The 26,046-nt window shown below is 42.0% G+C and carries 30 protein-coding genes; 21 read left to right on the top strand and 9 right to left on the bottom strand.

Annotated elements, in window-relative coordinates:
* From NSU11_RS18195 to NSU11_RS18170, 6 genes are all read right to left on the bottom strand, one after another.
* Entirely contained in the window at nt 1-1,194 is a 1,194-nt protein-coding gene (locus tag NSU11_RS18195) for a pyridoxal phosphate-dependent aminotransferase (RefSeq protein ID WP_034621923.1), read from the bottom strand.
* Nucleotides 1,195-1,211: 17 nt separating this feature from the next.
* Complete coding sequence (locus NSU11_RS18190; RefSeq protein ID WP_034621860.1) at nt 1,212-2,633, bottom strand: ATP-grasp domain-containing protein; 1,422 nt, start codon at nt 2,631-2,633, stop codon at nt 1,212-1,214.
* Between the two features lie 15 nt (nt 2,634-2,648).
* Complete coding sequence (locus NSU11_RS18185) at nt 2,649-3,410, bottom strand: glucose 1-dehydrogenase (RefSeq protein WP_034621859.1); 762 nt, start codon at nt 3,408-3,410, stop codon at nt 2,649-2,651.
* Nucleotides 3,407-4,114 (bottom strand): cupin domain-containing protein, encoded by a 708-nt coding sequence (locus NSU11_RS18180; protein ID WP_034621858.1) that lies wholly within the window; start codon nt 4,112-4,114, stop codon nt 3,407-3,409. Before NSU11_RS18180 ends, NSU11_RS18185 begins: the two co-directional genes overlap by 4 nt.
* Before the next feature lies 1 nt (nt 4,115).
* Nucleotides 4,116-4,718, bottom strand: a complete 603-nt coding sequence (locus tag NSU11_RS18175) for a bacilysin biosynthesis protein BacA (protein WP_024423797.1) — start codon at nt 4,716-4,718, stop codon at nt 4,116-4,118.
* A 149-nt stretch (nt 4,719-4,867) separates the two neighbouring features.
* Nucleotides 4,868-6,100 (bottom strand): MFS transporter, encoded by a 1,233-nt coding sequence (locus NSU11_RS18170; protein WP_149126168.1) that lies wholly within the window; start codon nt 6,098-6,100, stop codon nt 4,868-4,870.
* A 145-nt stretch (nt 6,101-6,245) separates the two neighbouring features.
* Here NSU11_RS18170 and NSU11_RS18165 point away from each other — a divergent pair, with 145 nt between their 5' ends.
* On the top strand, nt 6,246-6,725 hold the full coding sequence (locus tag NSU11_RS18165) for an Lrp/AsnC family transcriptional regulator (protein ID WP_342493705.1): 480 nt from the start codon (nt 6,246-6,248) through the stop codon (nt 6,723-6,725).
* Nucleotides 6,726-6,738: 13 nt separating this feature from the next.
* Here NSU11_RS18165 and NSU11_RS18160 read toward each other — a convergent pair whose 3' ends face one another.
* The gene (locus NSU11_RS18160; RefSeq protein ID WP_149126170.1) at nt 6,739-7,899 is read right to left on the bottom strand and encodes an MFS transporter; all 1,161 of its coding nucleotides are present in this window, start codon (nt 7,897-7,899) and stop codon (nt 6,739-6,741) included.
* Nucleotides 7,900-7,966: 67 nt separating this feature from the next.
* Nucleotides 7,967-8,737 (bottom strand): hydrogen peroxide-dependent heme synthase, encoded by a 771-nt coding sequence (hemQ, locus tag NSU11_RS18155; RefSeq protein WP_024423793.1) that lies wholly within the window; start codon nt 8,735-8,737, stop codon nt 7,967-7,969.
* Nucleotides 8,738-8,977: 240 nt separating this feature from the next.
* On the opposite strand from hemQ, the gene pta reads away from it, so the two are divergent.
* The 17 genes from pta (at nt 8,978) to NSU11_RS18070 (ending at nt 22,710) form a co-directional block, all read left to right on the top strand.
* A complete protein-coding gene (gene pta / locus NSU11_RS18150; RefSeq protein WP_024423792.1) occupies nt 8,978-9,949 on the top strand; it encodes a phosphate acetyltransferase in 972 nt (323 codons plus the stop codon).
* A 131-nt stretch (nt 9,950-10,080) separates the two neighbouring features.
* Nucleotides 10,081-10,932 (top strand): MurR/RpiR family transcriptional regulator, encoded by an 852-nt coding sequence (locus NSU11_RS18145; RefSeq protein ID WP_122631617.1) that lies wholly within the window; start codon nt 10,081-10,083, stop codon nt 10,930-10,932.
* Between the two features lie 153 nt (nt 10,933-11,085).
* Nucleotides 11,086-11,757, top strand: coding sequence for an RraA family protein (locus tag NSU11_RS18140; RefSeq protein ID WP_185853922.1), 672 nt, complete (start codon nt 11,086-11,088; stop codon nt 11,755-11,757).
* Nucleotides 11,758-11,770: 13 nt separating this feature from the next.
* Complete coding sequence (locus NSU11_RS18135; RefSeq protein WP_185853921.1) at nt 11,771-12,649, top strand: prephenate dehydrogenase/arogenate dehydrogenase family protein; 879 nt, start codon at nt 11,771-11,773, stop codon at nt 12,647-12,649.
* A 43-nt stretch (nt 12,650-12,692) separates the two neighbouring features.
* Nucleotides 12,693-14,027, top strand: coding sequence for a TRAP transporter large permease subunit (locus tag NSU11_RS18130; RefSeq protein WP_185853920.1), 1,335 nt, complete (start codon nt 12,693-12,695; stop codon nt 14,025-14,027).
* Between the two features lie 13 nt (nt 14,028-14,040).
* Nucleotides 14,041-14,307 carry a hypothetical protein gene (locus NSU11_RS18125; protein ID WP_024423787.1) on the top strand — a complete coding sequence of 89 codons (267 nt, stop codon included), beginning with the start codon at nt 14,041-14,043 and terminating at the stop codon, nt 14,305-14,307.
* Nucleotides 14,308-14,482: 175 nt separating this feature from the next.
* Complete coding sequence (locus NSU11_RS18120; protein ID WP_342493913.1) at nt 14,483-14,881, top strand: DUF5082 family protein; 399 nt, start codon at nt 14,483-14,485, stop codon at nt 14,879-14,881.
* Nucleotides 14,882-14,885: 4 nt separating this feature from the next.
* Nucleotides 14,886-15,164 carry a YwqI/YxiC family protein gene (locus NSU11_RS18115; protein ID WP_281237503.1) on the top strand — a complete coding sequence of 93 codons (279 nt, stop codon included), beginning with the start codon at nt 14,886-14,888 and terminating at the stop codon, nt 15,162-15,164.
* An 11-nt stretch (nt 15,165-15,175) separates the two neighbouring features.
* Nucleotides 15,176-16,870, top strand: coding sequence for a T7SS effector LXG polymorphic toxin (locus NSU11_RS18110; protein ID WP_342493704.1), 1,695 nt, complete (start codon nt 15,176-15,178; stop codon nt 16,868-16,870).
* Between the two features lie 22 nt (nt 16,871-16,892).
* Complete coding sequence (locus tag NSU11_RS18105) at nt 16,893-17,225, top strand: hypothetical protein (RefSeq protein WP_024426385.1); 333 nt, start codon at nt 16,893-16,895, stop codon at nt 17,223-17,225.
* Nucleotides 17,226-17,446: 221 nt separating this feature from the next.
* Nucleotides 17,447-17,719: a hypothetical protein gene (locus NSU11_RS18100; RefSeq protein ID WP_024426384.1), complete on the top strand. Its 273-nt coding sequence runs from the start codon at nt 17,447-17,449 to the stop codon at nt 17,717-17,719.
* A gap of 69 nt (nt 17,720-17,788) precedes the next feature.
* Nucleotides 17,789-18,058: a hypothetical protein gene (locus NSU11_RS18095; RefSeq protein WP_111927021.1), complete on the top strand. Its 270-nt coding sequence runs from the start codon at nt 17,789-17,791 to the stop codon at nt 18,056-18,058.
* Nucleotide 18,059: 1 nt separating this feature from the next.
* Nucleotides 18,060-18,473 (top strand): SMI1/KNR4 family protein, encoded by a 414-nt coding sequence (locus tag NSU11_RS18090; protein WP_342493912.1) that lies wholly within the window; start codon nt 18,060-18,062, stop codon nt 18,471-18,473.
* A gap of 240 nt (nt 18,474-18,713) precedes the next feature.
* Nucleotides 18,714-19,559 (top strand): lipoate--protein ligase family protein, encoded by an 846-nt coding sequence (locus NSU11_RS18085; RefSeq protein ID WP_044330979.1) that lies wholly within the window; start codon nt 18,714-18,716, stop codon nt 19,557-19,559.
* 40 nt (nt 19,560-19,599) lie between these two features.
* Complete coding sequence (locus NSU11_RS18080; RefSeq protein WP_024426381.1) at nt 19,600-20,085, top strand: tetratricopeptide repeat protein; 486 nt, start codon at nt 19,600-19,602, stop codon at nt 20,083-20,085.
* A 118-nt stretch (nt 20,086-20,203) separates the two neighbouring features.
* Entirely contained in the window at nt 20,204-22,480 is a 2,277-nt protein-coding gene (locus tag NSU11_RS18075) for a glycosyltransferase (RefSeq protein WP_342493703.1), read from the top strand.
* Complete coding sequence (locus tag NSU11_RS18070) at nt 22,477-22,710, top strand: DUF5970 family protein (RefSeq protein ID WP_024426379.1); 234 nt, start codon at nt 22,477-22,479, stop codon at nt 22,708-22,710. The genes NSU11_RS18075 and NSU11_RS18070 overlap by 4 nt, the downstream gene beginning before the upstream one ends.
* A 33-nt stretch (nt 22,711-22,743) precedes the next feature.
* On the opposite strand, the gene NSU11_RS18065 is transcribed toward NSU11_RS18070, so the two are convergent.
* Complete coding sequence (locus NSU11_RS18065; RefSeq protein WP_024423774.1) at nt 22,744-23,553, bottom strand: RsfA family transcriptional regulator; 810 nt, start codon at nt 23,551-23,553, stop codon at nt 22,744-22,746.
* Between the two features lie 242 nt (nt 23,554-23,795).
* Here NSU11_RS18065 and NSU11_RS18060 point away from each other — a divergent pair, with 242 nt between their 5' ends.
* The 3 genes from NSU11_RS18060 to NSU11_RS18050 all read left to right on the top strand — a co-directional run bounded on the left by NSU11_RS18060 (nt 23,796) and on the right by NSU11_RS18050 (nt 26,020).
* The gene (locus NSU11_RS18060) at nt 23,796-24,017 is read left to right on the top strand and encodes a DUF1450 domain-containing protein (RefSeq protein WP_003215259.1); all 222 of its coding nucleotides are present in this window, start codon (nt 23,796-23,798) and stop codon (nt 24,015-24,017) included.
* 170 nt (nt 24,018-24,187) lie between these two features.
* Entirely contained in the window at nt 24,188-25,489 is a 1,302-nt protein-coding gene (locus NSU11_RS18055) for an HD domain-containing protein (protein WP_007497716.1), read from the top strand.
* A gap of 30 nt (nt 25,490-25,519) precedes the next feature.
* Entirely contained in the window at nt 25,520-26,020 is a 501-nt protein-coding gene (locus NSU11_RS18050) for a YwgA family protein (RefSeq protein WP_024426378.1), read from the top strand.
* Nucleotides 26,021-26,046 lie beyond the last annotated feature (26 nt).

Below are 26,046 nucleotides of genomic sequence, written 5' to 3'. Positions count from 1 at the left end.
CTATATGCGGGTTTTTTGATTAAAGCGAATCGGAAGGATGCGAAGCCGGTCGATAAACAGGGCAAGCTGTTCAATTGGAGCAACCATTGAGATGCGGACATGACGGCTTCCATGTGCTCCAAACACACCCCCAGGCGTGACAACAACATCAGAATGTTCGAGTAAATAGTCTGCAAATGCATGAGAATGTTCAAAATCATCAGGGATGGGAGCCCATAAATAAAAGGCGCCAGCTGGACGTTCGATGGACCATCCTAGCTGCTTTTCGGCCTGACGGATGAAAAAGTGAATTCGTTCAAGGTAGACCTCTTTTAATGATTGTATGTGACAGTCATCGCTTTGCAAGGCGACGGTTGCGGCTTGTTGAAATCCGCCATACATACTGACAAACACATGATCTTGGAAGGCGTTAATGGATTGGATGATGTCCTCATTACCTACAGCAAAAGCGACTCTCCACCCTGCCATATTAAATGTTTTGGATAGAGAATATAATTCCACTCCTACGCTTTTCCCAAGAGGAGCGTTCAGAAAGCTTACTGGTTTTTGCTCATAATGAAATGAACCATAGGCAAAATCATGAATGACATGCAGTCCGTGAGCCGATGCAAAATCAGCAGCCTCTTCAAAAAATGCATCATTTGCCACAGCACCTGTTGGGTTATTCGGATAATTTAAGAAAAGAACCTTTGCCTTTTTAAGCACTTCCGGATCAATTGAAGAGAGATTTGGCAAATAGCCATTTTTCGATTCAAGTTTGATGCAGTAGGGCTTAGCGTCTGCCATCAAGATCCCAGAATGATATTCCGGGTATCCTGGATCGGGGATGAGGGCAACGTCCCCAGGGTCAAGCAGACACTGACTCATGACATAAAGGCCTGTTTTCCCTCCATTGAAAAGAGCCACTTCTTTCTGTGGGTCTATCTCAGTGCCGAACTCCTTTTTGTAGAAATCTGCAATGGCTTGCTTGAAAAAGTCGAAGCCTCTAAAAGGTGCATATTGCTGAAATTGCAAAGTGGCTGCTGCCTCTTGAAGGGCGCTTACGATATGTGCAGGAGTAGGAAGATCGGGATTTCCCTGACCAAGGTTTATGATGTTCGCTCCGTTTTGTGCTTTTTGCGCAATTTTCTCAAATACGGTTCCAAATTTCTGTTCTGGCAGCCGTTTAATCATGTTAGATGGTAAGATCTCCACCACGTTACCCTCTCTTTCTATCCCTTGACTAATTCATCCATTAAATGAATGGCAGCTTGCTTCTGTAAGTTGCGGATGGATGCGGCAACATCCTGTGAGGATGACCCTTTTAACTCAAGCGACACGATGCCGTTAAAGGCTTCAAATAAAGATAGATCGACAAAGGTGCCTTTGGACGGGACGGATTTATTGACGATCACAGTATCTCCAACTAAAGCATCCTGCGGAATATGGATATGATCAATGGTGATATGTGTGGCCTCTGCCGGTATGTGTCCGCTTTCTTTGAAATGCTGAGGGTATAAATGGCAGTCTGCTATATAATGCGTATGTCCAGAAAGCAGCTCTTTTGGCAGCGCCGCTTTTTTTCCATCGACTAATACATCGATCAGCAGCTTAGCCATATCCACCCCAAACACTTTTTTGATATTCGGAATCATATTCCAGCCAGCAAATCTAGCTGCGGATTCGATCAGTCCTGTTTCTCGATTTTTCATGAGCTTGATCTCTGTATGGGTCGCACAGTTTTCAAGGCCCAGCCCTTCATTTGCCTTCTTTGCTGCCTCAATGATGATTTGCTGGGCTTCATTGTCTAGGATCGAGGGAGTAATATGAGCCGTTTCTGTAAAACCGATTTGAGGGGTCTTGTCATGTATGACAAAAGGGATATATTCTCCCTCCACGACGAACCCTTCTACACTGACATAATCAGAATAGCCATCCTCTTGATACCAATCCTCGTAAGCACCCTCTAAATACGTTTCAGCGACAAATGGTGCTTCATATGTCACAGCGTTTGGGACGGGAATCGTTTGCAAGTAGGATTGTACGTTTAAAAAGAGATCATCACTGCCGGCTTTGTCATGAAAAAGGGTCACGCCAATGGAGCTTGCTAAATATGTAGGCTTTAAAATAAGCGGTGTCCCGATATGTTCAATGGCTTGCTGGAAATCAGCTAAAGTCGTGACAGGCTGAGTTTTCACCGCTTTGACACCAGCAGCGTTAAATGCAGCCCTCATTTGGCTTTTATCACGTGCCATTTCAGCTGCTTTTACCCCAGCGCCGCGCAGTCCCAGCCGCTCAGCTGCTTTTGCCATTGGTGCAATGAATAATTCATTATTGGTGGTGATGGCATCAGCTTTGAAAAAGGAAGCCACACGGACTAGGTCTTCCACCACCTCTTCCTCTGATTTCAGATAATCATCATGTGCCCAGTAAATAGAATCAGGGTGTTCAAAAGAAGGGTGTGTCTCAAAATAATCACGATCTTTGATGACGGCAATGGAGTATTTTTCGATTAGTTCAGCGTGACCCTTTGTAATGGCAAAGGGTCTCGGGATATAAGAAACGATATGATAAGATGCTGCCACGCTTTCATAAAACATATGGGGCGGGCATCCTCCTAAGTCAGCAATGACAAGTACGGTTTTTTTACTCAATGAAAGCACTCCTTTTTATCTAGCGGTGTATCCGCCATCTGCTGTGACAACACTTCCAGTCATATAGCTGGATAGATCAGAGGCGAGAAACAGCATCACGCCCGCAATTTCTTCGGGTTTTCCGAGACGAAGCAAGGGATTCACCTTTGCTTTTTCCTTTTTGACAACCTCAAGACTTTCTGAATGATTGTCTAAAAAGGATTTTTCATTTAATGGCGTATCAATGATGCCTGGGGCGATACAATTCACCCTGATTTGATGAGCGGCATAGTCGATCGCCATCGATTTGGTGAGCTGGATGACACCGCCCTTTGTTGCGTTGTATGCAGGAATGTCAGGCCAGCCAACGAGACCTCCGACAGATCCAGTATTAATAATACTTCCGCTTTTCTTTTCAAGCATATGGGGCAATGTATGCTTACTCATAAGAAATACACCAGTCAGGTTGACCTGTAGAATGTGGTTCCAATCCTCCAGAGTCATCTCGTGAATAGGTGAGACAATTTCGATGCCTGCATTGTTAATCAAAACATCAATTGTCCCGAATTGGCTCAGCACGGATTGAACGGTTTTTTGACAGTCAGACTCATTCGTAATATCTGTTTTGAAAAACGCAGCATGTTCATGAGGCAATGATTCAACGAGTTGTTTACCGCTATCTTCATTGATATCAGCCACTGCTACTTTTGCTCCGTGCTCAAGGAAAAGCTTGACGGCGGCAAGCCCAATCCCAGACGCACCTCCTGTAATCAGGACGACTTTTCCGGCAATGTTCATTTCTTCACCTTAGACGCTTTTGGCTTTAAGCGGTTATAGCGTGGAGGGAAGAAGAGATTAATAGACTTTGATGCTTCTGGCTTTGGATTAATGGCGCCGTGATCTTCTTTTGGATCACAGAAGTAGGTCGTGCCAAATTCCATCTTTTCTGTAAAGCCTTCAATCGTCATATCGTACCCACCGCTAATGCAAATCCCGATTTGTTCATTACGGTGCTTATGGAAAGGCATTTCCCCGCCATTTCCCGGAATGTTGGCAATCATAAGCTCCATCCAGTCCTCTACAAAAAAAGTCACTTCCATGCCAGGAAGTAAATCACGCGTTTTGAAAATGTCTAAGAAATAAGTAGGAGGAGCCGTATATTCTTCGCCATCTTTTAATCTCTTAATATCAATGGCGATCACTTCTTCATCTGTCAGATTCGATGCGCCGTGAGGAACGAATGGTGGTGCAATATAGGCTGATTCTAATGGGGTCAGCAATTGGGTCGATTGGCCGACCGTCATTTGAAGCTCGCCTTTTAATACGATGCCGATTTGTGCTTCTGGATGGTCATGAGGTTCGATGATCGTGTGAGGAGGGACGTGTGAAATTAACACTTCCGTATCGCCTCTGACAGTAGAATATTGGATGACACCATTATCCCATTCTCGTTTTTTCGTTTGAGGAAAATATAATTCTTGCACCTTTTGTTCAGTTGTCATGTTACATCTCTCCTTTTCCGAATATAGACCAGCTCATAGGAATGCTTTTAAATGTTCGAATGAAGGTGAGCCCGTATGTAGCTCTTGCCACCTCATTGGTTAAAGCGAAATCAAATTCTCCGTCTCTTACTTTTTGTGCGGCTGTACTTGTAGAATTGACAAGCTCAAATTCAGCATTTTGATGAATAAAATATTGAATCAAATTCACAGGTGCAGGATGAGAAACAATTTTTAAATGGTGAAGCATTTGTTCTTGAAAGGGGAAATCTGGTCTGACAGCCAACCCATACATGGGCGTGTCACATCTGAATATTTGTAAAAGCTGTAGGTCAGGTCTCATGTAGAAGTGTTTGATTCCTTCGTATGCGTGTGGAACGAGAGTGTATTGGAGTGCGTTAGAGAGAGTATGTTCAATGCAAGTTTCGAATGTGTCGTAAAGGGATAGTTTCGTATGGGTGCCGAGTGTAGTGGTGGAATGAGAGATGAAATGTTTTGCTGCATATTCACTGCTTGTCCCCTTAGGGCCTAATGTATTGACTGTAAACATCTTAGGTGAAACGATGGGCTCTTCTTTGAAATGAAAAACATCATTCTTTAAGATCATGTTTACCATCCAATCTTTTTCAAATTTTTACTAGATTATAAAAAATAAAATTGGCAATTGTCAACAAAATTTATAAAAAATGTATTTTATGATGATATTAAAAATTGATCTAAAAAACTGCACATATCAAGATGTGCAGTGAAATGAGCTCACGTTTCAAATGTATTTTTATGTTTCTGCTGTAAAGTTTTTTCGCGTTTATAGCTGACGAAGCTGATGAGAAAACCAACAAGCGTAATGAGTGCACATACAAGCCCTACCGTATGATAGCCGAAATGGACATAAACAGGTCCCATCAGAGCGGACCCAAGCATAACGGCAAGATTGGAAGCAAGGCTGTAAAAAGCCATCACTTTGCCTCGGTGGGTTTGAGAGCAGTCGCTCAGGACGGTGCTCAAAAGCGTGACGGATAAACTTTGCATGGCACCCCAAATAAATAAAGCGAAAATGAGCAATGTCCATGAGAACGGTGCATAAGGAAGTAAGGCAAGAACGAGCGTAATGCCGCCCAGCACAAAGAAAAGTGAGCGTGTTTTGCCAAACCAATCAGCTAATTTCCCGGTAAACATACTCATGGAAAAGCCAACGCCATAAGCCATGATCAGAAGTCCAGCTGTTGATTGACCCCCGGAAAACAGACTTTGCAGGTAAGCCCCTAAAAATGAGTACATGCCATAAAATCCAAGCATGTTACAAAATGTCACGGTCAAATAGGCAGGGACTCGGTCGATTTTTAAAGCCCCCCAGATAGAGCCTGATTTCTCCCTCGCTTGAGATGCCTTCGGATCAGCTGCTGCGTCTTGTTTTCGAGATTCAAGAATGACGAGCAGCAGGACAACGAGACTCATCATGGCGAAAATCCAAAATGTCCAGCGCCAGTTCAAACTTTGACCAATAAAGGCGCCAATGGGCACACCAAGAACAAGAGAAAGAGACCAGCTCGATACAATGAGTCCCATCACTTTGCCGCGATATTCATATGGAACCCGGTCGCCCACGAGAGCATAGGCTGTTGGCACAAATACACCAGTCGCCAGCCCAGAAATAGCACGGCCTGCAAAAAACACGGCCAAATTTGGGGCAGCAGCACACATCACAGTTCCAATCAAAAAGAAAGACAGCCCAATAATCAAACACAGCTCTCTTGAATACCGGTCCCCTAAAGGAACGAGCAGCGGAGCCCCAACCAGCACAGCTAACCCATAAATGCTGATGGAAAGAGCGAGAATATCAAGAGAGTGCTGAAAGGAGTTTGATAAATCAGGCAGCAGTGGTGAAATCACCAGCTCTTCCGATCCCGCCGCAAAAACGCCAAGTGTGAGTGCAATGGCAAGTGTGATGGGAAATGTTTTAGAAGCCTGGCTGTCTAAAGATTCTTTCATCAAGTGATCCCTCCATACTTGCTTTTTCATTCAATTCCGTTAAAATAAATTCTACCATTATTTAGTTTTATTTTACATTTCGCATCATAAGTATTATCATAAAATACTTTTCAAATGGAACGATTTTTGAATAGGAGAGGTACGAATGAAAATCACCGATGTAGATGTGCATATTTTAAATGAATTGAGAGAAGATGCCCGCTTATCCATGAGGGAATTGTCCAAACGAGTGAATTTATCAGCACCTGCGGTAGCAGAAAGAGTGCGTAAATTAGAGGATGCAGGGATTATCGAAGGGTATTCTGTTCAGGTCAATTATAAAAAATTAGGACTTCTGATTGACTGCCTGCTGGAAGTTACGGTGTTAAATGGAGAGTATCAGCGTTTTGTGACTTTTATGAATGAGCATCCACGCGCCTTTTTTGCTTATCGAGTGGCAGGGCAGTCTTGCTTTTTCATTAAGCTGTCAGTTTCTTCTCTTGAAGAAATTGAAGTCTTTATTCAAGAAGTGTCTGGATTTACAAAAACCGTCTCCCATATTGTCTTGTCAGAGCACTCTTTTTCCCATCCAATTCAGGAACGCTTGAAACAAATAGAAGAGCCAGAAATGACCGCGGTGAAATAAAAAAGGACCTGACTCAGGTCCTTTTTGTTTGTCTATCTGACTGATAGCTCATAATTGTAATGATAAGACCAATAAATGTCACAGCTGCAGCAAATAACGGAACAAGCTGTAAATGTGTGATTTCGATAGCAAGACCGCCAAGGGCTGCACCGCCGGCATTCCCAATATTAAAGGCAGAATGGCTGAGCGTTGATGCGAGTGTCGGTGCTTCATGTGCCATGTTCATCGTGCGGTATTGCAAGGTAGGAACAAGAATAAATGAAATGATTCCCCAAACAAAAATGGTCAGCACGGCAGGCACTTTGAATTCGGAAGTGACTGTAAACAATAACAGGACAGCAATGAGCAGGATCAGTGTCACCATAATACTTGGCATCAGCCTCCAGTCAGCAAGCTTTCCGCCAACTAAATTTCCGATAGTGACCCCAAGTCCAAATAGGACAAGGATGAGCGTCACCCCATTTTCCTGAAAGCCAGTGACTTGCAGCAAGATTGGGCTGATATACGTAAAGGCTGTAAATACACCAGCAAAACCAAAGATGGTCATTGCAAAGGAAACGAGTACTTGTGGTTTTTTCAAAACGGATACTTCATTTCGAATATCGAGTACTTCTTCTTTCGACTGATTTGGGACTAAGCTGATGATACCAATTAAGGAAATGAGCCCAATGACGGCAATGACTAGAAAAGACATACGCCAGCCGAATTGATTTCCGATAAAGGTACCGAACGGCACACCGAGTACATTGGCAACTGTCAGTCCTGTAAACATGAAGCTGATTGCGCTTGCGCTTTTCTCTTTAGGCACAAGCCGTGCAGCCATAATGGCTCCGACGCCAAAGAAGGTTCCATGAGCAAATGACGTTAAAATACGGGCGGCCATTAATAGACCATAAGAGGTCGAGACAGCGGCAGCAGCATTTCCCGCAACGAAAAGAATCATTAACAGAATGAGGAGACGTTTCCTCGACATTTTTCCAGTCGATAACGTTAAAATAGGTCCGCCAACTGCGACACCAAGTGCATATCCAGTAATCAGCTGTCCTGAAGCAGAAATTGATACATGAAGGTCGTTCGCGACATTTGGTAAAAGTCCCATGATGACAAATTCAGTCATGCCAATCGAAAACGCACCGAGCGTTAACGCAAAAATAGCGATGGGGAAGTTTTTCATGATGTGATCACCTTTCTAAACAAATACATAAAAAAGCTTCGGAGAGATCCGAAGCTTTAAGATTTTATCATACATGGAAATAAGACGCCAGCTGCTCGTTTGCTAATCGGTTTCCAACAAAGAAGGAACCAAATTCGCCGTAGCGTGCACTGACTTCATCAAAGCGCATTTCATAAACCAATTTTTTAAATTGAAGCACATCATCAGAGAAAAGTGTAACGCCCCACTCATAATCATCAAAACCAACAGAACCTGTAATAATCTGTTTTACTTTTCCAGCATAGCTTCGGCCAATTAAACCGTGGCTTCTCATAAGAGATTTACGCTCATCCATAGAAAGCATGTACCAGTTGTCATTGCCAGAACGTCTTTTATCCATTGGATAGAAGCACACGTATTGAGAAGAAGGAAGCTCTGGATATAAGCGAGCACGTACATGCGGGTTCTCGTAAGGATCTCCCCCATCGCCGCCTCCTGCTAAGTAGTTGCTGAGCTCAACAACTGAAACATAAGAATAAGCTGGAATCGTAAACTCTGCTAGTCGTGTCTTGTTGAATTCGAGTTCAATTTCACCTAGTTCTTCCATTGTCGGACGTAAAATCATGAGCATAATATCTGCTTTTTGGCCGACAATACTATAGATTGTTTGGCTTCCAGCTTTATCTTGCTCAGCTGTTTTCCATTTTTCCAATAGACCTGTGAATTCATGAATGATGGCTTGGCGCTCATCACTTGTCAGCAGCTTCCAAGCTGTCCAGTCGATTGTTCTAAAATCATGCAGCGCATACCAGCCATCTAGTGTTTGAGCTGCTTCATTTGTTGTATGTTGTTCGCTCATTTCTTTCACTCCTATTAACAGTTTTCCATCTGTTCCAACTATAACATAGTTTGTCCAAATGGAGATGTGATCAAAACTTGAACGAGAAAAACAGCTTTTCTCAAAATTGATTAAATTAGTTTGAAAAATAAGAATTTAATTTGTAAGCGCTATAATATAAGTTGGTAGTTTGAATTTAGGTAGAAGAAGAGTATGCTTAAAAGAGAACGCTTTTTTTGTAAAATCAAGGAGGGTATTGAAGTGGCAGATATTTTTTCAACAGTTCAGGAAAAGGTTGCAGGTAAAGGAGTAAAGATCGTTTTTCCTGAGGGAATGGACGAACGCATTCTAACAGCCGTTCAAAAACTAGCAGATGGCAAAGTATTGCAGCCAATTGTGGTAGGAAAAAAACAAGAAGTTGAAGCTAAAGCAAAAGAATTAGGTCTTACACTTGATGGTGTTGACGTGTATGATCCTCATACATATGAAGGTTTTGAAGAGCTTGTACAAGCTTTCGTTGAAAGACGTAAAGGCAAAGCAACAGAAGAGCAAGCAAGAAAAGCATTACTGGATGAAAACTACTTCGGTACAATGCTTGTGTATAAAGGTCTTGCAGACGGACTTGTGAGCGGTGCGGCACACTCAACTGCTGACACAGTGCGTCCAGCACTTCAAATCATTAAAACAAAAGAAGGCGTAAAGAAAACATCTGGCGTCTTCATCATGGCTCGCGGCGAAGAGCAATATGTGTTTGCTGATTGCGCAATCAACATTGCACCAGACAGCCAAGATCTAGCTGAAATTGCGATTGAAAGTGCAAACACAGCCAAAATGTTTGATATCGAGCCACGTGTGGCAATGCTTAGCTTCTCTACAAAAGGCTCAGCAAAATCAGACGAAACAGAAAAAGTATCTGAAGCAGTCCGCATTGCAAAAGAAAAGGCACCTGAGCTTGTACTTGATGGAGAATTCCAATTCGATGCAGCTTTCGTTCCTTCAGTAGCAGCGAAAAAAGCGCCAGATTCCGTCATCAAAGGCGACGCCAGCGTATTTGTTTTCCCTAGCCTCGAAGCTGGAAACATTGGCTACAAAATTGCACAGCGCTTAGGTAACTTTGAAGCTGTAGGTCCTATCCTTCAAGGTTTAAACCAGCCAGTAAACGATCTATCAAGAGGCTGTAATGCCGAAGACGTTTACAACCTTGCGCTTATCACAGCAGCTCAAGCACTATAATGATCTCGACAAAGGCAGCCAGTACGATAGATTCGTGCTGGCTGTTTTTTTGATGACAAATGTGTACAATATAGGGGGAAAAGAAAAAATTTTGATCGTAGATAAAGCCGATAGAATGGGCAGGTGCTATAATGGACGATTTAATACATAAGCTTCAGCATAAGGTCGCAGGATTAACCGAGGCACAAAGGAGAATTGCAGATTATATCGTGCAAAATCCAATGGAGGTTGCGTTTTTAACTGTAGATAAATTGGCGTCAAAAGTAGGGACGAGTACAGCGACCATCATGAGATTCTCTGCTGCTGTAGGGTATTCCGGTTTCTCAGAGCTTCAAAAAGAGCTTCAATCAAATATGAAGCATAAAGCTGCCCCTCAAACGAGACTTGAAGCGAACCTCAAGCATTCAAATAAAAGTAAGCTTTTGCATAATCATGTCGAGCTGCAATTTCAAAATATCCAGTACGCTTTAGACAATATCACAGAAGAAACCTTTCAGCATATTGTTGAAAAAATAGCCAGCTCTCGCCAGGTTCTGTGTACAAGTGTCCGAAGTGGAAGACCTGTTGGAGAGTATCTGTCATTTGGAATCAATCGGCTGTTGGGGAACTGTCAATATATTGATGCAGACAAAAGTGACTGGGTCGACGAACTCGTTCATTTTCAATCTGATGATTTCATTATAGCGGTCAGCTATCCTCGCTATGCAAAGCGTATAAAGGATTTGCTGGAGGCAGCGAAGTCATATGGGGTGGAAGTGCTTTTAATTACAGACAGCTACAGCTCTCCACTAACCAAGTATGCACAATATGTATTACCATGTTCCTCAGCAAGTGCGGGCTCTCATAACTCTGTCGTATCTGCTATCTTTATCGTAGATTACATTTTAAGTGCCTTAGCCATTAATGACCCTGAAAGGACAAAACCTCGTTTAGATCAAATCAATCATATGTTAACGAAAATGAGTTATCACACAACACATTAGTCGTGTGGTGACTCATTTTTTTTATTTTAAAATTTTCTGAAAGCGCTTTACTAAATAAAAATGAGATGGTATGATCTTATCACAAAAGTAATATATATTACTTTATATAAAATTAAATGTAATGAATATAACTCAAAGGGGATGATGGAAACAATGGGTACTGTTCAATTCGTGTCAAATGATCTAATAGATCGGGCAAAAAAACTGAGCTCGACCTTGCTGGCAGATGTGATGGGAAGCACCGGCGCGATGGATCATCAAATCAAACCAGTTGCAAGAGGCATGAATATAGTAGGTACAGCTTTTACCGTCAGCTTACGGCCAGGGGATAATTTATTTCTACATCAAGCGATCTACTCTGCGAAAGAAGGAGATGTACTGATTGTTGATGGAAAAGACCATAAGGGTCATGCATATTTAGGGGAATTGATGGCAGGTGTAGCAAAGGCTGCAGGAATAGAAGGAATCGTGATTGACGGGCTTGTTCGCGACAAACTCGCTTTAGAGGAACTGGCGTTTCCGATATACAGTAAGGGGTTTATGCCAAATGGACCTTTTAAAGATGGTCCTGGGGAATTAAATCAAATCATCTCTTGCGGCGGTGTCAAAGTAGCACCAGGTGACTTAGTCATTGCAGACGATGATGGAGTCGTCATCGTTCCAAAGGAGAAGGCGGAACATCTGCTGACACTAGCGGAAGAGAAACAAGCGTATGAAAATCAGAGATTAAAAACGATTCAACAGTATGTGGACGAAGGAAAGCAAGACATCAGTCTTTTAGCACCGGCATGGCTGGAAGGCAGAATGAAAAAATATCAGGGATAGGGGAGAATCGGTGATGAAGATAGGCTTTATTGGATATGGAGAAGCTGCATATGAGTTGTCAACGGGATTGAAAACAGAAGGATTAGATCAGTTTTATGCGTATGATGTACTTTTACAAAATGAGAAATTGTCTGGTGCGTTGAAGGAAAAAGCATCGCAGACAGGAGTTCAATTAACCAGCAGTATTAGTGAAGTCATTGAGAAATCTGATATTGTCATTGCTGCTGTGCCAGCAAATAAAACCTTAGAAGTGACCCAATCCGTATCGGGAAGTTTGAAAGAGAATCAATTATATGTAGATGTATCGGCATCAACACCAGACATCAAAAAACAAGTGGCAAATGAAATTGAAAAGCAAAAAGCTCTATTCGTAGATGCTGCCATGCTAGGGCCTCTTCCAGTCAACAAACACAAGGTTCCGATCACGGCAAGCGGAAGTGGAACTGACCAATTCATGAAAGTAATGAATGCTTATGGCATGAATATCACAAAAATCAGTGACCAGCCAGGAGATGCTTCGGCCTTGAAGCTGATCAGAAGCGTTTATATGAAGGGGATCGTTGGTCTCATGGTTGAATTTTTGGAAATTTCAAAAAAGTACAACGTGGAACATCAAGTGATTTCTTCACTTAGCGATACAATGGATAGCAAAAGTTTTGAAGAGACCATGAACCGTCTTGTGACAGGGAGTGCACTTCATGCGAAAAGACGAGCGATCGAGCTTCTTGGCTCGATTGAAATGCTGGATGAAGCAGAGGTTGATGCCAGTATGTCTCGGGCAGCACAACAGAAGCTAGAGAGATTAGCAGAGTTTCAATTCGTTGAACGGTTTGACGGGAAAAAGCCGGCCAGCTGGGAAGAAGTCATTGACGTGATGCAGCAGGGGCAATAAATTGTAAGCGTTTTATTTAACGAAGGGGAGGCGAAAAAACGATATGGGTTTTATTGCGTTGATTGTATTCATAGCTGTCATCATTATATGGAATGTCGTCGTGAAGCGGAATATGGGAGAAGCCATGCTATTAGGCTTTATTGCAACCACATTATTTGGCGGATTGGATGCATTAAGACTTTTCTGGGATGGATTAAAATTTGCATCCACATATGAGGTGCTCTATGCAGCTGTCGCATTTGTATTCATGGCTTATTTAATCGAAAAGCTGGAATTAATTCATGCACTCTTGCGAATCTTAAATTCGGTTGTAGGAAAACTTCCCGGTGGAGCGGCTTATATGAGTACGTTAGGTTCAGCAGTCTTAGGTGCACTTTCAGGTTCAAATTCTGCAAACACAGCGGCCACTGGCTCTATCACAGCCTCTTGGATGATTAAATCAGGCTGGAGCCGAACGCATACAGCGACCATTTTAGCAGGGAATGGCGGACTTGGGGCGGCACTGCCTCCGAACTCTTCAATGTTTATCATGCTGGGGTTTGCACCAATTGCAGCCCTTGTATCTGAGGGAGATTTATATATTGCCCTGTTAATAGGAGGACTGTATCAAGTTGTATACCGATTTATTCTTGTGTATATTCTGGTGAAAAAGAATAAAATTCAGGCCATGCCGCCAGATGATATTCTTCCTTTTAGGGAAGCTGTGAAACAAGGGTGGAAGTCGATCTTTATTTTTTTCGGTGCCTTGATTCCTATCATTGTCACGATAGGTCCACTGGCAAACTACTTGAAAAGTAATTCAAACATTGGACCAGAGGCTATGGATCAAATTTCTTTAATTACGTGGATTCCGATTCTCATGATGTTAATTAGTTTAACAATTGGAAGAAAAAAGGCGTCTGCACTAGATTGGTCTCAGTTTTTCAAGTCGGCTATTCCTAAGTTTACAACGATCGGTGCCTTGATGCTGTTTGCTGTTGCTGCTAGTCAGGTGCTTGCTGAATTAGGATTGGCAGAAGACTTGACGCAAATCACATCAGTACTTACCATTCCAAAATGGCTCATGGTGCTCATTGTGGGTATTCTTGTCACGCTGGTGGCTGGACCATTATCTTCTACAGCCACATTAACAGCTGTTGGACTTGTCTCATTTTCAGCTTTAGTCTCAGTCGGAGTGGATCCAGTTGTGGCTGTTGTCGCCATTCTTGCTTTTTCATCAACAGAAGGCGCTTCCCCGCCGGCATCAGGATCAATTTTCATTGCTTCTGGTCTTGCAGGAGCCAGACCGGAGAAAACGTTTATACCGCTGATTCTCTACTATATGCTGCCGATCGTAGGAATTGGCTGGCTCATCGGAATGGGAATACTTCCAGTATAGAAAGGAGAAACACATGAGAGCATTGATGGAATTTTTATTTAAAGTGCTGCTTGTCCTGTTCTTAACGTCAGGAGCCCTGTTGGTATTCGGTCAAATACTAGGGATTCTTTTGCAAAAGGGAGATATGATCATTGCAAGTACAAACCTATTCAAAAACCCAACATTGGTGTTAAGTGCCTTTTTCAGTCTTGTCGGTTTCTCTCTAAATTATATTCCTGAAAAGAAAGACACCTCATTTAGCGATCATCCATCTGCATCAGCAGGTGAATCGCTCAAATAAGCAATAAAAAGCTGGGTTCAGTAAATGAATCCAGCTTTTTTGCGCGCGAGAAATAGGTATTAAAACCCAATACGTACGATTCATTTTTTGGTAAATTCACTTTCAATCATATGCCTCTTGTGCTAGTAAATGGTAACATAACGGAGGACTATTTAAGGAATAGAGGTGTTTGACCATATCTGGAGCAATCATCGGATATAAAGCAGCCTTGTATTCATTAAAGGCAGATATATCTATCAAAAAAGAACAAATCATCGAACTCAATATGTGCCGAAAAGAAATCAAAGAGGCAAAATGGGCCCTGTCAGATGCCAGCAAAAAAATCACACATCCAGACCTGACATCACATACATGGTTTGGCCATTTGGCAGACACGTTTGATGACATTCGAAACGAAATGGCTTCCGCCAGTCAGGAAATAAAAGGTGTACAGCTAACCAATTTATTAAATCGAATCAATGAGAAAATCAGTGATTTAACATCCGATATCCATTCGTTAGAACATGAAATTCATTCGGTTGAAAGAAAAATAGAGAAAGAAAAGCAGCAACAACTGGAAGAAAAAAGAGGGTAGTCACATGACGAGAGAAATTAAAATAGATGCCAGTCAGGTCAAACAAGTATTACAGCATGCAAAGCAATCAGGCGCTCAAATGAATGCAGCCCTTCCAACCACCATCAAAGGGAGAAATCATCTCCTGACGGCAGACTCATTAGAAAAGATCAATCAGCAGCTGAACGAATTAAGTACATCCTATATAGGCATTCTTCAGAAACAGCTTGTACAAACAGAACAAGCGGTGAACACCATGATTGAAACGGACAAGGCGCTTGCTTCCAGCAGTAAAAGAAAATAAAGGAGAACGCAATGAAAACCCTTGACGCCTTTGCGCTAATAAACGGAATAGATCAAACGCTGAATGCGTTAAAGCAGCAGTCACAGCAAATCAGCTCCCTAGAAAAACAAATCAATCACATCATCTCACTCGATGGCGCACTAAAGGGAGAGGCGGGACAAGCCATCCGCGCCTTTTATACAGAATGCCATATTCCCTTCCTGCAATTCTTCCAGGTCGTCATTGAGGAATATAGCGCCGCATTGAAAAACACAAAGCAGGCTCTTAGCGCGCTAGAATCAAATGAGCACGGCTATATATCACAAGCATTTATCGAACATGATCTTGATCAAGGCTTAAAAAAAGCTGAACGAACAATTTCTGAAATTGTATCAGAGGTACACCATGCCATCGGCAGAGTTGGTCATATTGTTCATTTGCCAAATGTAGACGAATCAGTGTTTCAGCAGAACTATCAAAAGGCATGGCTTGAGACTTCAAGAACTATCGGTCTGCTTCATGCATTTGACAGGGAGCAGACAAGTGCTTTACATGAAACCAAAAGCTCTCTTCAAACAATGAAGCAATACATAGATATCTTAAGTACCATGTTCACCGGCCCAAAAATCGACATCACGAGCTATCAAAAGGGTTCTATTTTCAAAGATGGAAAAGAAGAGAAAATAAGCAGCACCATCAGTGGATTGAAAGATAAAATAGACAACCAAAAAGACAATCCATTGATGATCATGCTGAAGAAACTGAAAGAGAAACAACAGGCGAATGTGGAGACGGTTGTTCGGAATGAAATCTATAAAAACATCAGTAAACAAGTCACAGAAAACGATCCATCGCTTACGACATTGCAAAAGGAAGCTGTGAACGGGAAAAACAAGATTCATAGAGACATCAGGGTCATAAATGGTAAACTATTCAACGTAAAAGGCATTAAAAAGTTGAAAGAATTCGACATCGCAGATGAAGTCGTCACGGACCCGGCGGATATTGACTTTATTGGTGGAAGATACACCGTTTACGCCAATAAACAAATCATCCGAACGTATATCGCAAACGGCGAAATAAGAATAGAAGAAGTCGACAAAATTCCAGAAAGCCGCAGCCGTGGCAACGCTAAACGCATATTAGACGGTGAAGTCGTCTCAACCACTGAAAACATCATCTTAGAATACAGCGGCATCTACGACGGCTACCGAGCCGTTACTGGCAAAGACCCAGAAACCAGCCAAAATATCAGCAGCACAGACCAAGCTCTATCCGCCGCCTCTATCATCCCAATAACGAAAATAGTGAAGGTTGGGAAATATGTTTTTAGGTTGGATCAAGGGAAGAATGTGAAGAGGGTTAAAACACCTACTTACGGTAAACAATCCGTACCAAAAGGACCGTACCGTGAAGTAAATGGTTTCCCTGCAAAAGTAAAATCAGGAGCTCAAGAAAAACATATTCCAGAAACACCAAATTATAAGCAAGAAGTAGCAAATGGAAAAAAGAAAAGCATTTTTTACGGAGATAATAAAAAAGCACAAGAATTGCTGGATCAATATGCAGGGACAGGCAAAGAATTGGGTAAGAATAAAGAAAGAATAGACTTTGGCCAAGCAATAGGAAAATACTATAATATTGATACTGGAAAGTATGAAGAGACTACTAAGGGAATGATACATTATGGGAAAGATGGTGCTCACATCGTACCAGCGAGGCCTTAAAATGATGAATTGGAGGTAAAAAATGGGTTATGATTCTTTGATTGGAACATTAATAAAGTATGAAAAAAAAGATATGATTTTAGAATGGAATAGTGGATTGAAAATCTTGGGAAAACTAGATACAGTTTTTGAAACAAATAATATGTTAGATGAAGATGATATTCATTTTACAGAATATATTGCTGCTGCTTTCCAAGTAAATGATATTCTATCTCATCCTAATGAAAACAGTGGCAGTGTATACGATTGGTTAATTCAAGAGAAAAGCTCTTTAGTTGAGATATCTCTTTATGATGATCCACCAAATAAGATTTTGGTAGATGGTCAAATAGTATGGGAATTGGCAGATGAGTAACAATTGACAAGCGCTCGGTAAGAGGGCCTTTTTATTATTTATGAGTTAGCGAAATATGCTTCAAGTTGATCGTTGGCAAAATCGGTTTCTGTAGGTTCATAACTGGGGCAGTTTGGGCTGAAATATGGTAGCGCATGTGTATCATCAAAGCTCAATAAATATTATTAACAGTAAAGTATCATTGAATGATTTAAATAAAACCTTGAAAATAGGAGCGTTCAATGAACAAAAAACAACAACTAACGAAACAAATCCAAACAGTCATCAACATCCTAGAAAAAGAATATCCACAAGAAATCAATCAAGGTGTTCTCCAATTAATATACAAAAGATATAAAAATGCACAAAGGATCATTCAGAACAATGAAGATCTCCAAAAGATTTTGATCATTGGCGGGGTGAGAGCTTATTTGGATAGTTATAATGACTATCTAAACCCCTTTCTAGATGAATTACATAAAGCAGAGAGTTTGCTTAAAGAAATGCTGTCATAGATAGGACGGTTGTCTGTAGTACTGGAATCAAGTCTTGTATCGGGCAGCAAAACAGAGAAAGGAATGCATATGGAACATAAACAACACAAAAACAAAAAAACATCCAACTGGCTATTAAGTATCAGTGTTCTGATTGTTATAGGAACAGCTTTGCTGAGAGGAGTTTCTTACTCAGATGCTGATTATCGCGGTTTCCCTATTGATTGGCTAGTTCTGCACGGACATCATACTTTTGAATTTCTAGTGTGGGGTTTTATACTTGACGTGGTCATTTTCTATTTTCTTTTAAAAATGCTTCTTCGTTTGTATAAAAGGGTGATGAAAAAATCAGCAACTTAAAATAGAGGAGGCCTTAAAAATGATCAATTTACCCCAAATCCCACATCTGCACGTGAACAAACCAGCCAGTGACATACATATCAAAGAGGCAGAATCCCAGCTAAACATGCTGCTGCCCCATGTTTATAAGGAACTGCTGAAACATACAAATGGATGTTCCATTGGCGGTGAGGTGCTTCTATACGGCACTGAGGACATTGCGGAACGAAATGCAACATGGGAGGTTCAGCAATATGCAAGCGGATATGTAGCCATTGGCGACGATGGCGGCGGGCAAGTATTTCTCATGCGGCTTGCTGAAGAGGAGAAAAAGGTATGGATCGTGGATGCTGGTGTAATGGACCCTCAGCATGCGGAATTGGTCGCTGAAGACTTGTTGAGCTGGGTTAATGAGGGCTGTTTCATAGAAGTTTAGTCTATTAAGGAGATGATCGATTTGCCGTGGAATACATTGATCGCTGCATGCCTCGTGGTTGGGGTTCCTGTCGTTTTAATTGCAATTGTTTATTTCATCTCGAAAAGCAAGAACAAGAAAACCAAATCATCCAACTGAAACGCTCTGTGACGCCAAATGTCATAGAGCTTTTTTGCATTCTCCCCCCATTCATCCCATGGTATAATAAACACAGTTTATGAACGAGAGGATATGCAGGAGATGAAAAATGAACCTATTGAGTTACTGACACAGCCAAAATGGCGGATCATCGATCAGTCGAGTCTTGGTCTTTATGTGGACCCGAAGCAATCCTTTGCGATGGATGATACGCTTTGCGCGTCGGTGGGGAAGGGCCTTTCACCAGCGACAGCCCGTTCTTGGGTGCATCACAATACGATTGTGCTTGGGATTCAGGATACAAGACTTCCATTTCTCCAAGATGGCGTAAAGCTGCTTGAGGAAGAGGGATATCGAGTGATTGTGCGCAACTCAGGCGGTCTTGCTGTGGTGCTGGATGAAGGTGTACTGAATGTGTCTTTAATCTTTGCGGAACAAAAGAAGGGCATTGATATTGACCGCGGATATGATGCGATGGTGGAATTGATCCGCCGGATGCTGTCGATGTACGAGGTGGACATTGAAGCCTATGAAATAGTCGGCTCTTATTGTCCAGGCAGCTACGATTTAAGTATCAATGGAAAGAAATTTGCAGGCATTTCTCAGCGTAGATTACGCGGTGGGGTCGCTGTGCAAATTTATTTGTGTGCAGATGGAAGCGGGCGTGAACGTGCCGACTTGATCCGCCGTTTTTATGACGCCGCCTTAAAGGATAAACGGCAAGAAGTGAAGGCAGTATTTCCTGATATACAGCCGGATACGATGGCATCCTTATCAGAATTAATCGGTGAACCGATTGATTGTACGCTGCTCATGCGTTTATTACTAGAGGAGCTTCAAAAGCTTAGTGATCAGCTGACAGCATCAGGATTGAACGCAGAAGAACAGCTGGAATTTGAGAAGAACATGACGCGGATGATTGAGCGGAATGAAAAGGTGTTTTCGTAAATATCAGTCTTTTTATCTTGAAAAGAGTAGAGGTGAAGTGATGGAAACAAAGCTTGAAAAAGCCATTGAACTTCGAAAAAGTGGACATCTTCAAGAATCAAATGAATTGCTGTCTCATCTTGCAGAGGAGTATCCAGACGATGCCTCTATTCATTATCAATGTGCCTGGAGTTATGACCTGTTAGGAGAGGAAAGGCAAGCTGTCTTTTTTTATGAAAGGGCCATTGAGTTAGGATTGTCTTCAGAAGAACTAGAAGACGCTTTACTAGGGTTAGGAAGTACATACAGAACTTTAGGAGAATATGAAAAGTCAAAACAGATATTCCTAAAAGGGATGGAAACTTATCCGGACAACAAAGCCATTCAAACGTTCTATGCCATGACTTTGTATAATTTAAAGGAACATAGCAAAGCGATGGAAATATTACTGAACTGTTTAACTGAAACGACAAAAGATCCTGCTATTTTAAGTTATCGAAAAGCGATTGATTTTTATTCAAATCAATTAGATAGGTTATGGAAATAATAGTTGATTTGGCTGCTTGAATAGATTTGGAGGGGCAATGTGATGAAAAAATCCCCTCCTTTGTTATGGAATTTTATATGTGATAGTCATTTATGGCGTAAGAAAGAAGGTAAATTTGTTGTCATTATTCACCACGTATTACCCGCTGTTTATGCTTTGTGTTTTGTCTGTGTTGTATGTGATGTATCGTATTCAGCCGCTGGCCTCTACTGTTAAAAAAATCATCATTGTGCTCTGTGTGTTAACAAATGCTGCCTATATTTGCTGGCGTCTCTTCTTTACACTGCCGCATGAAGGTACATTTAATATGATAATGGGCATCTTGCTTGTTGCCTGTGAATGTATTGGATTTTTACAGCTGCTTGTGTTTTATACACTTGTTTGGAAGCCTTCAAATCGGAAACAAGTCACGATCAGTGATCTTGACAGGCTGCCAACAGTTGATATTTTCATAGCTACATATAATGAACCGATTGAAGTGCTGAAACGCACGGTTGCAGGCTGTTTGAATCTCTCTTATCCAAAAGACAGCGTCCATATTTATTTATGTGATGATGGCAAGAGGGAGTCTGTGGAGCAGCTTGCATCTGAGTTTGGCGTTCATTATCTGACAAGAACAGATAACAAGTTTGCTAAGGCGGGTAATTTAAACCATGCGATGTCTCAAACGAATGGGGAGCTGATTCTCACACTTGATGCTGATATGGTCCCCCTTCCTGCCTTTTTAGAAAAGACAGTGCCTTACTTTCATGATGGAGCGACTGCGTTTGTTCAAGTTCCACAGGCGTTTTATAACGAAGACCCTTTCCAATATAATATGTTCTCGAAAGATCGAATTCCAAATGAACAGGACTTCTTTATGCAAACCCTCCAGGCTGGTAAGGATCGGTTCAATGCGGTGATGTATGTCGGGAGTAATACTGTATTTAGAAGAACGGCCTTAGAGGAAATTGGCGGATTTGCTACTGGAGTGATTACAGAAGACATGGCGACCGGAATGCTTCTCCAAGGGAAGTTCAAATCTGTGTCTGTCGGAGAAGTATTAGCCGTCGGGCTCGCACCTGAAAGCTGGCTTGATTTGTTAAAGCAGAGAGACCGGTGGTCGAGAGGGAACATTCAGTGCGCCCGTAAGTTTAATCCATTGAAGGTGCGCGGCTTAACGCTTATGCAGCGAGTTCTTTATTTAGATGGCATTGTGTATTGGTTTAACGGTTTGTTTAAAATGATTTACATTCTTACACCGATTTTGTTTTTATTGTTTGGTATTCAAAGTTTCTGGGCCGATTTCCAGTCCATTTTTATGTTTTGGCTGCCGGCGTTCTTTAGTTCGTATTTAGCGTTTAAACTGGTGTCGAATCAAAAAAGAAGTATGTTTTGGAGTCATATTTACGAAAGCTCTATGGCATTCCACTTGGCTGGTGTAGCTTTAAGTGAGCTGTTTTTGAAGAAGAGGGTTGAATTCCTTGTCACGCCGAAGGGAATTCAAACGGACAAGAGACATTTTCATTTGAAAACGATGATTCCTCATTTGATCTTCTTGCTGCTCTCATTGCTTGTCCTTGTGAAAATAGGATACGATATGAAGGTAAATGGGACGATGAATGCTGATCTCACGTTGATTAATATTTTTTGGGTGCTTTATAACGGTGCAGGTCTATTTATGGCACTGATTGTGGCGTTTGACCGTCCGCGTTATCGAAAATCAGAGCGGTTTGTCATAGAAAAAGAGGGGCAGCTCTGTTCTGATCGTCAAGAAGAATCGATTGCTTGTTTTCTACTAGACATGAGTGATTCAGGTGCGCGTCTATCCATTCCATTGGATCAAGCTTCTTCTTTAAATCAAGGACAAATGCAATTGTACTTTTCAGAGGATCAAAGTGTGGCGTGTGATGTGGTTTGGAGCCATCCAGATGGAGACAAGCTGATGGTTGGTGTTGCTTTTACTGATACAGAAAAATCAGAGTACCTATCATTGATCCGTTTCTTATTCACACGAGAGCATGTATCGATAACGGATCGTGAGAAAAAATCCTATGCTGTTCGGACATTTCTCCGCTTTATAAGAGAAACGGAGAAAGTACCAAGGGCCTTGCGGCGCAAATGGGTGAGAAGACCGTTGCAAAGCGTGACAGGCACGCTGTCCTATGAGGGCCGGTTAGAAGAGAAGGTGCCGGTGAACATACATGATATTAGTGTATCTGGGTGTAAAATAGAGTCTGAAGAAGTCATTAAATTACATGAGAAAGTGCTGATCACCATTGACACAGAATCTCTGACAGATCAGCCGGCGATTGCAGTCTGGACATCACAAAAACGCGGCCGCACAATGGCCGGACTCAAGTTTGTTCAGCCTGAAATCAAGCAGATAGAAGAAAGAGAGGGAGTGGTTTCTTGAAGTCCAAAAACGGCGGTTACCTCTATTTACTATGGCTTCCTGTCATCATGGGAGCCGGCTACGGTATTTCGCTTTTAGTGCCATTTCTTCAGCCTGTCCTGACACTTGGCATTGCAGGTCTTTATATTTTTATGTTTGGTGATTTTCAGGTAAGGCAGGTCAGGTATATTTTTATGTTTGTGTTTTTGATCAATGTCCTTTTTAGTGTGATGCTATTTTTGGGCATTTAAAAAAGTGCTTCCCGAGGCGGGGAGCACTTTTTGTTATTCTGCCATTTTTTCGAGGTTGCCGTTCCGGTCCATTTTAAAGGTTGGTGCGGCACTATCGTCCTCTTCAAATAAAACTAGTTTTCTTGCACGGTTCATGATTTTGACGAGTGTTTCATAATCTTCTTGAATCGTGAGCTGATCCTTTTCAAGCTTCTTCACTTCAGCTTCTAGCTGCGAGACTTTATGAGAAAGCTCATTGTTTTCTCGTTTTAAGCGGCTGTTTTCCATACGTAAGGCAGTGGATTGCTGACCATCGCCTTCATAACGGCGTAAGAAATCAATGATATCGTCGATGGTTAATTCTTGATGCTGCCTAAATGGATTTGCTTCCGGCTTTTTCTCTGCGGTATTTGGGGCAGGAGCAGCCTGTGACAATAAATGTGATAAACTAGCTAACTCTTCATTGTAGCTTTGATCCACAAACTGAAGCTGTTCAGCCGTTTCAGCTGCTGGTGCAAATGTTTCTTCCTTTGCTGGCTCCAATTCCTGTGAGAATTCCTCTTGAGTCACCGTTTCTTCTACTTGCGGCTGATAAAGTAATCGTTTTTTCGCTGGCTGGCCATTGCCAAGTGCGCGCATCCGTTGTTTTCGCTGTTTTTTGGCAAGTGCCAACGCTTTTTCATATTGATGTCTGACGACAGCGTTCCATCTAAATCCGCATGCCGCTGAGGTGCGGTTCAGCTTGTCTCCAACTTCTTCAAACGCATTTAGCTGCGTGCTGCCCTCTCTGACGTGACGTAAGACGGTTTCTGCCAGGAGGAGATCATTTTCCTCTGACCAAGCATCTTGTCTTTGTTTTGACATGTGTTTAAACCCCCATATGATTTGATGGTATTAGATTAGCCAAGTTCAAGAAGGTTTATACAAGTTTGCTAAAAGGATAGTGGAAAATACTAGCTTTTATGTAAGCGGATGATGGGGGCGGCAAAGCATCTTGCAAGTCCAGGCGCTTCGATGTACAATGTTGGGTGGTATATTATTCACGATTGGCTGTCCAACTGTTTCATATAGAATGAAGTATCATCATTGAAAGGAAGCGTAAGACCATGGCTAATGAGTTTCGCGTATGTGACGATTGTGATGCGACGAACCTAAAGACGTTATTGCCTCGACTCAAATCGGTTGACCCTGATGCAAAAATTGAGATCGGCTGTCAATCCTATTGTGGTCCAGGACGAAAAAAGGCTTTTGCGTTTGTGAACAATCGCCCATTATCCGCACCAACAGAAGATGAATTACTCGAAAAGGTTCAAAAAAAAGTCAAATAAATGTCACTGAATGTGTTCAGTCGACCTAAAAAGAGGTCCGTCCCTGTCAGGTCGGGCTTTTTACGTCCGTGCAATCTTTGAGAACACATTCACCAGCAAATTCAAGGATGTTTTCGGGAAAAGTTACCCGATATAATAGAAACACGTCTTAAAAAAAGAGGGACGAAACGATGGCGTATCCAAAAGGGAAATTATCTGAGGAAAAGGTATTTAAAGATCCTGTACACCGTTATGTTCACGTAAGGGATGCATTAATATGGGATTTAATAGGAACAAGAGAGTTTCAGCGCCTGAGACGAATTAAACAGCTAGGAACTACTTATTTGACGTTTCATGGTGCAGAACATAGCCGATTCAATCATTCACTCGGTGTATACGAGATTGTGAGACGAATTGTGGATGATGTGTTTAAAGGGCGGCCTGAATGGGATGAAGGGGAGCGCGAGCTTGTACTTAGTGCAGCCTTGCTTCATGACCTCGGACATGGTCCATTTTCTCATTCCTTTGAAAAGGTCTTCCACTTAGACCATGAATCGTTTACAAGAGATATTATTTTAGGGCAGACGGAAGTCAATGAAGTGCTCCGCCGGGTGAGTGATGATTTTCCGAAGCATGTGGCTGAAGTCATTGCCAAAACGTATCAAAACAAACAGGTGGTCAGTTTGATCTCAAGTCAAATTGATGCCGACCGAATGGACTACTTGCAGCGTGATGCCTACTATACAGGCGTCAGCTACGGCCACTTTGATATGGAACGTATTTTACGTGTGATGCGCCCGAGAGAAGATCAGATTGTGATGAAGCAGAGCGGGATGCATGCGGTTGAAGATTATATTATGAGCCGCTATCAAATGTACTGGCAAGTCTATTTCCACCCAGTGACACGCAGTGCGGAAGTCATTTTAACGAAAATTCTTCACCGTGCAAAAGAGCTGCATGAAACTGGTTATATTTTCACACATGCCCCCGTTCACTTTTATTCAATCTTTGAGGGGAATGTCACCACAGAGGACTATATTAAGCTGGATGAATCCATTGTTTTATTTTATTTTCAGGCGTGGGAAGATGAAGAAGATCACGTGCTGGCTGATTTGTGCCGCCGTTTTATGAACCGTCGATTGTTCCAATATACAGAGTTTAATCCAAATGAAGAAATGACGAAATATTTCAAGCTGACCGCCTTGTTCAAGGAGGCCGGAATTGATCCTGACTATTATTTAGTGGTCGATTCTTCCTCTGACTTGCCCTATGACTTCTACAGACCAGGGGAGGAAGAAGAGAGGCTGCCGATCCACCTTTTGACGCAAAGCGGTCATATTAAAGAACTGTCGAGACAGTCAGATATTGTTGACGCCATTTCCGGTAAACGAAGAACCGATCATAAACTTTATTTCCCGATGGACTTAATTGTAGATATGTCGGAAAAAGCTGAAGAAAAGAAGGCGATCATGAAGCTGCTTGGTTTGGGATAAGGAAGTACTGAAAAAGGAGATGTCGGGAATTTGTTGAAAGAGCATGCAAAGTTGATGAAGGTATTCTCTGAATCAGGGGAAATCGTTGGTCGGAAGAAGCTGCAAAAGATGATTTACATAGCAAAAAAGCTAGATTTGCCTTTTTACGAGAAATACGATTTTCATTTTTATGGCCCCTATTCAGAGGAGTTGACGCTCAGAATTGAAGAGCTGTGCAACCTTGGATTCTTGGACGAAATGAAGGAAAAAAAGGGCGGATACTATCAATATCGCTATTCGCTGACGGACAATGGGAAAGAGTTTCTCGATCAGTGTGAAGTGGACATGCCTGACCTCAAAGCGCTGACGCAGCAGATGAACGAGCAATCATCCCGTTTCCTAGAGCTTGTCTCAACGATTTTATATTTTGATAACCTGCCAGAAGATGAGGTGAAGGAAAAGGTCTTCACCATTAAAAGCAAGCAGCGCTATACGGACGAAGAATTTGAGGCGGCCCTTGCTTATATTGATCAGTTGAAGGAATTGAACTAACGAGAAGAACCAGTGTGTGATGGCTC

It is taken from the genome of Bacillus sp. FSL R5-0712 (genome assembly GCF_038593285.1).
Taxonomy (GTDB): domain Bacteria; phylum Bacillota; class Bacilli; order Bacillales; family Bacillaceae; genus Bacillus; species Bacillus safensis.
Note: the sequence above shows the minus strand (reverse complement) of the source record. Positions and strands in the feature narration are given on the sequence as shown.

Bases quoted from the DNA above. Each gene is read 5' to 3' on its own strand.
- NSU11_RS18185 (WP_034621859.1), bottom strand. From the start codon at position 3,410: ATGAACATTGCCGGAAAAGTCGTCCTGATTACAGGAGGTGCGTCTGGG.
- NSU11_RS18180 (WP_034621858.1), bottom strand. From the start codon at position 4,114: ATGACAACTGAACAAAAGGTGCAAGAATTATATTTTCCTCAAACGAAA.
- NSU11_RS18175 (WP_024423797.1), bottom strand. From the start codon at position 4,718: ATGATCTTAAAGAATGATGTTTTTCATTTCAAAGAAGAGCCCATCGTT.
- NSU11_RS18170 (WP_149126168.1), bottom strand. From the start codon at position 6,100: ATGAAAGAATCTTTAGACAGCCAGGCTTCTAAAACATTTCCCATCACA.
- NSU11_RS18165 (WP_342493705.1), top strand. From the start codon at position 6,246: ATGAAAATCACCGATGTAGATGTGCATATTTTAAATGAATTGAGAGAA.
- NSU11_RS18160 (WP_149126170.1), bottom strand. From the start codon at position 7,899: ATGAAAAACTTCCCCATCGCTATTTTTGCGTTAACGCTCGGTGCGTTT.
- hemQ (WP_024423793.1), bottom strand. From the start codon at position 8,737: ATGAGCGAACAACATACAACAAATGAAGCAGCTCAAACACTAGATGGC.
- NSU11_RS18145 (WP_122631617.1), top strand. From the start codon at position 10,081: ATGGACGATTTAATACATAAGCTTCAGCATAAGGTCGCAGGATTAACC.
- NSU11_RS18140 (WP_185853922.1), top strand. From the start codon at position 11,086: ATGGGTACTGTTCAATTCGTGTCAAATGATCTAATAGATCGGGCAAAA.
- NSU11_RS18135 (WP_185853921.1), top strand. From the start codon at position 11,771: ATGAAGATAGGCTTTATTGGATATGGAGAAGCTGCATATGAGTTGTCA.
- NSU11_RS18130 (WP_185853920.1), top strand. From the start codon at position 12,693: ATGGGTTTTATTGCGTTGATTGTATTCATAGCTGTCATCATTATATGG.
- NSU11_RS18125 (WP_024423787.1), top strand. From the start codon at position 14,041: ATGAGAGCATTGATGGAATTTTTATTTAAAGTGCTGCTTGTCCTGTTC.
- NSU11_RS18115 (WP_281237503.1), top strand. From the start codon at position 14,886: ATGACGAGAGAAATTAAAATAGATGCCAGTCAGGTCAAACAAGTATTA.
- NSU11_RS18110 (WP_342493704.1), top strand. From the start codon at position 15,176: ATGAAAACCCTTGACGCCTTTGCGCTAATAAACGGAATAGATCAAACG.
- NSU11_RS18105 (WP_024426385.1), top strand. From the start codon at position 16,893: ATGGGTTATGATTCTTTGATTGGAACATTAATAAAGTATGAAAAAAAA.
- NSU11_RS18100 (WP_024426384.1), top strand. From the start codon at position 17,447: ATGAACAAAAAACAACAACTAACGAAACAAATCCAAACAGTCATCAAC.
- NSU11_RS18095 (WP_111927021.1), top strand. From the start codon at position 17,789: ATGGAACATAAACAACACAAAAACAAAAAAACATCCAACTGGCTATTA.
- NSU11_RS18085 (WP_044330979.1), top strand. From the start codon at position 18,714: ATGAAAAATGAACCTATTGAGTTACTGACACAGCCAAAATGGCGGATC.
- NSU11_RS18080 (WP_024426381.1), top strand. From the start codon at position 19,600: ATGGAAACAAAGCTTGAAAAAGCCATTGAACTTCGAAAAAGTGGACAT.
- NSU11_RS18065 (WP_024423774.1), bottom strand. From the start codon at position 23,553: ATGTCAAAACAAAGACAAGATGCTTGGTCAGAGGAAAATGATCTCCTC.
- NSU11_RS18060 (WP_003215259.1), top strand. From the start codon at position 23,796: ATGGCTAATGAGTTTCGCGTATGTGACGATTGTGATGCGACGAACCTA.
- NSU11_RS18055 (WP_007497716.1), top strand. From the start codon at position 24,188: ATGGCGTATCCAAAAGGGAAATTATCTGAGGAAAAGGTATTTAAAGAT.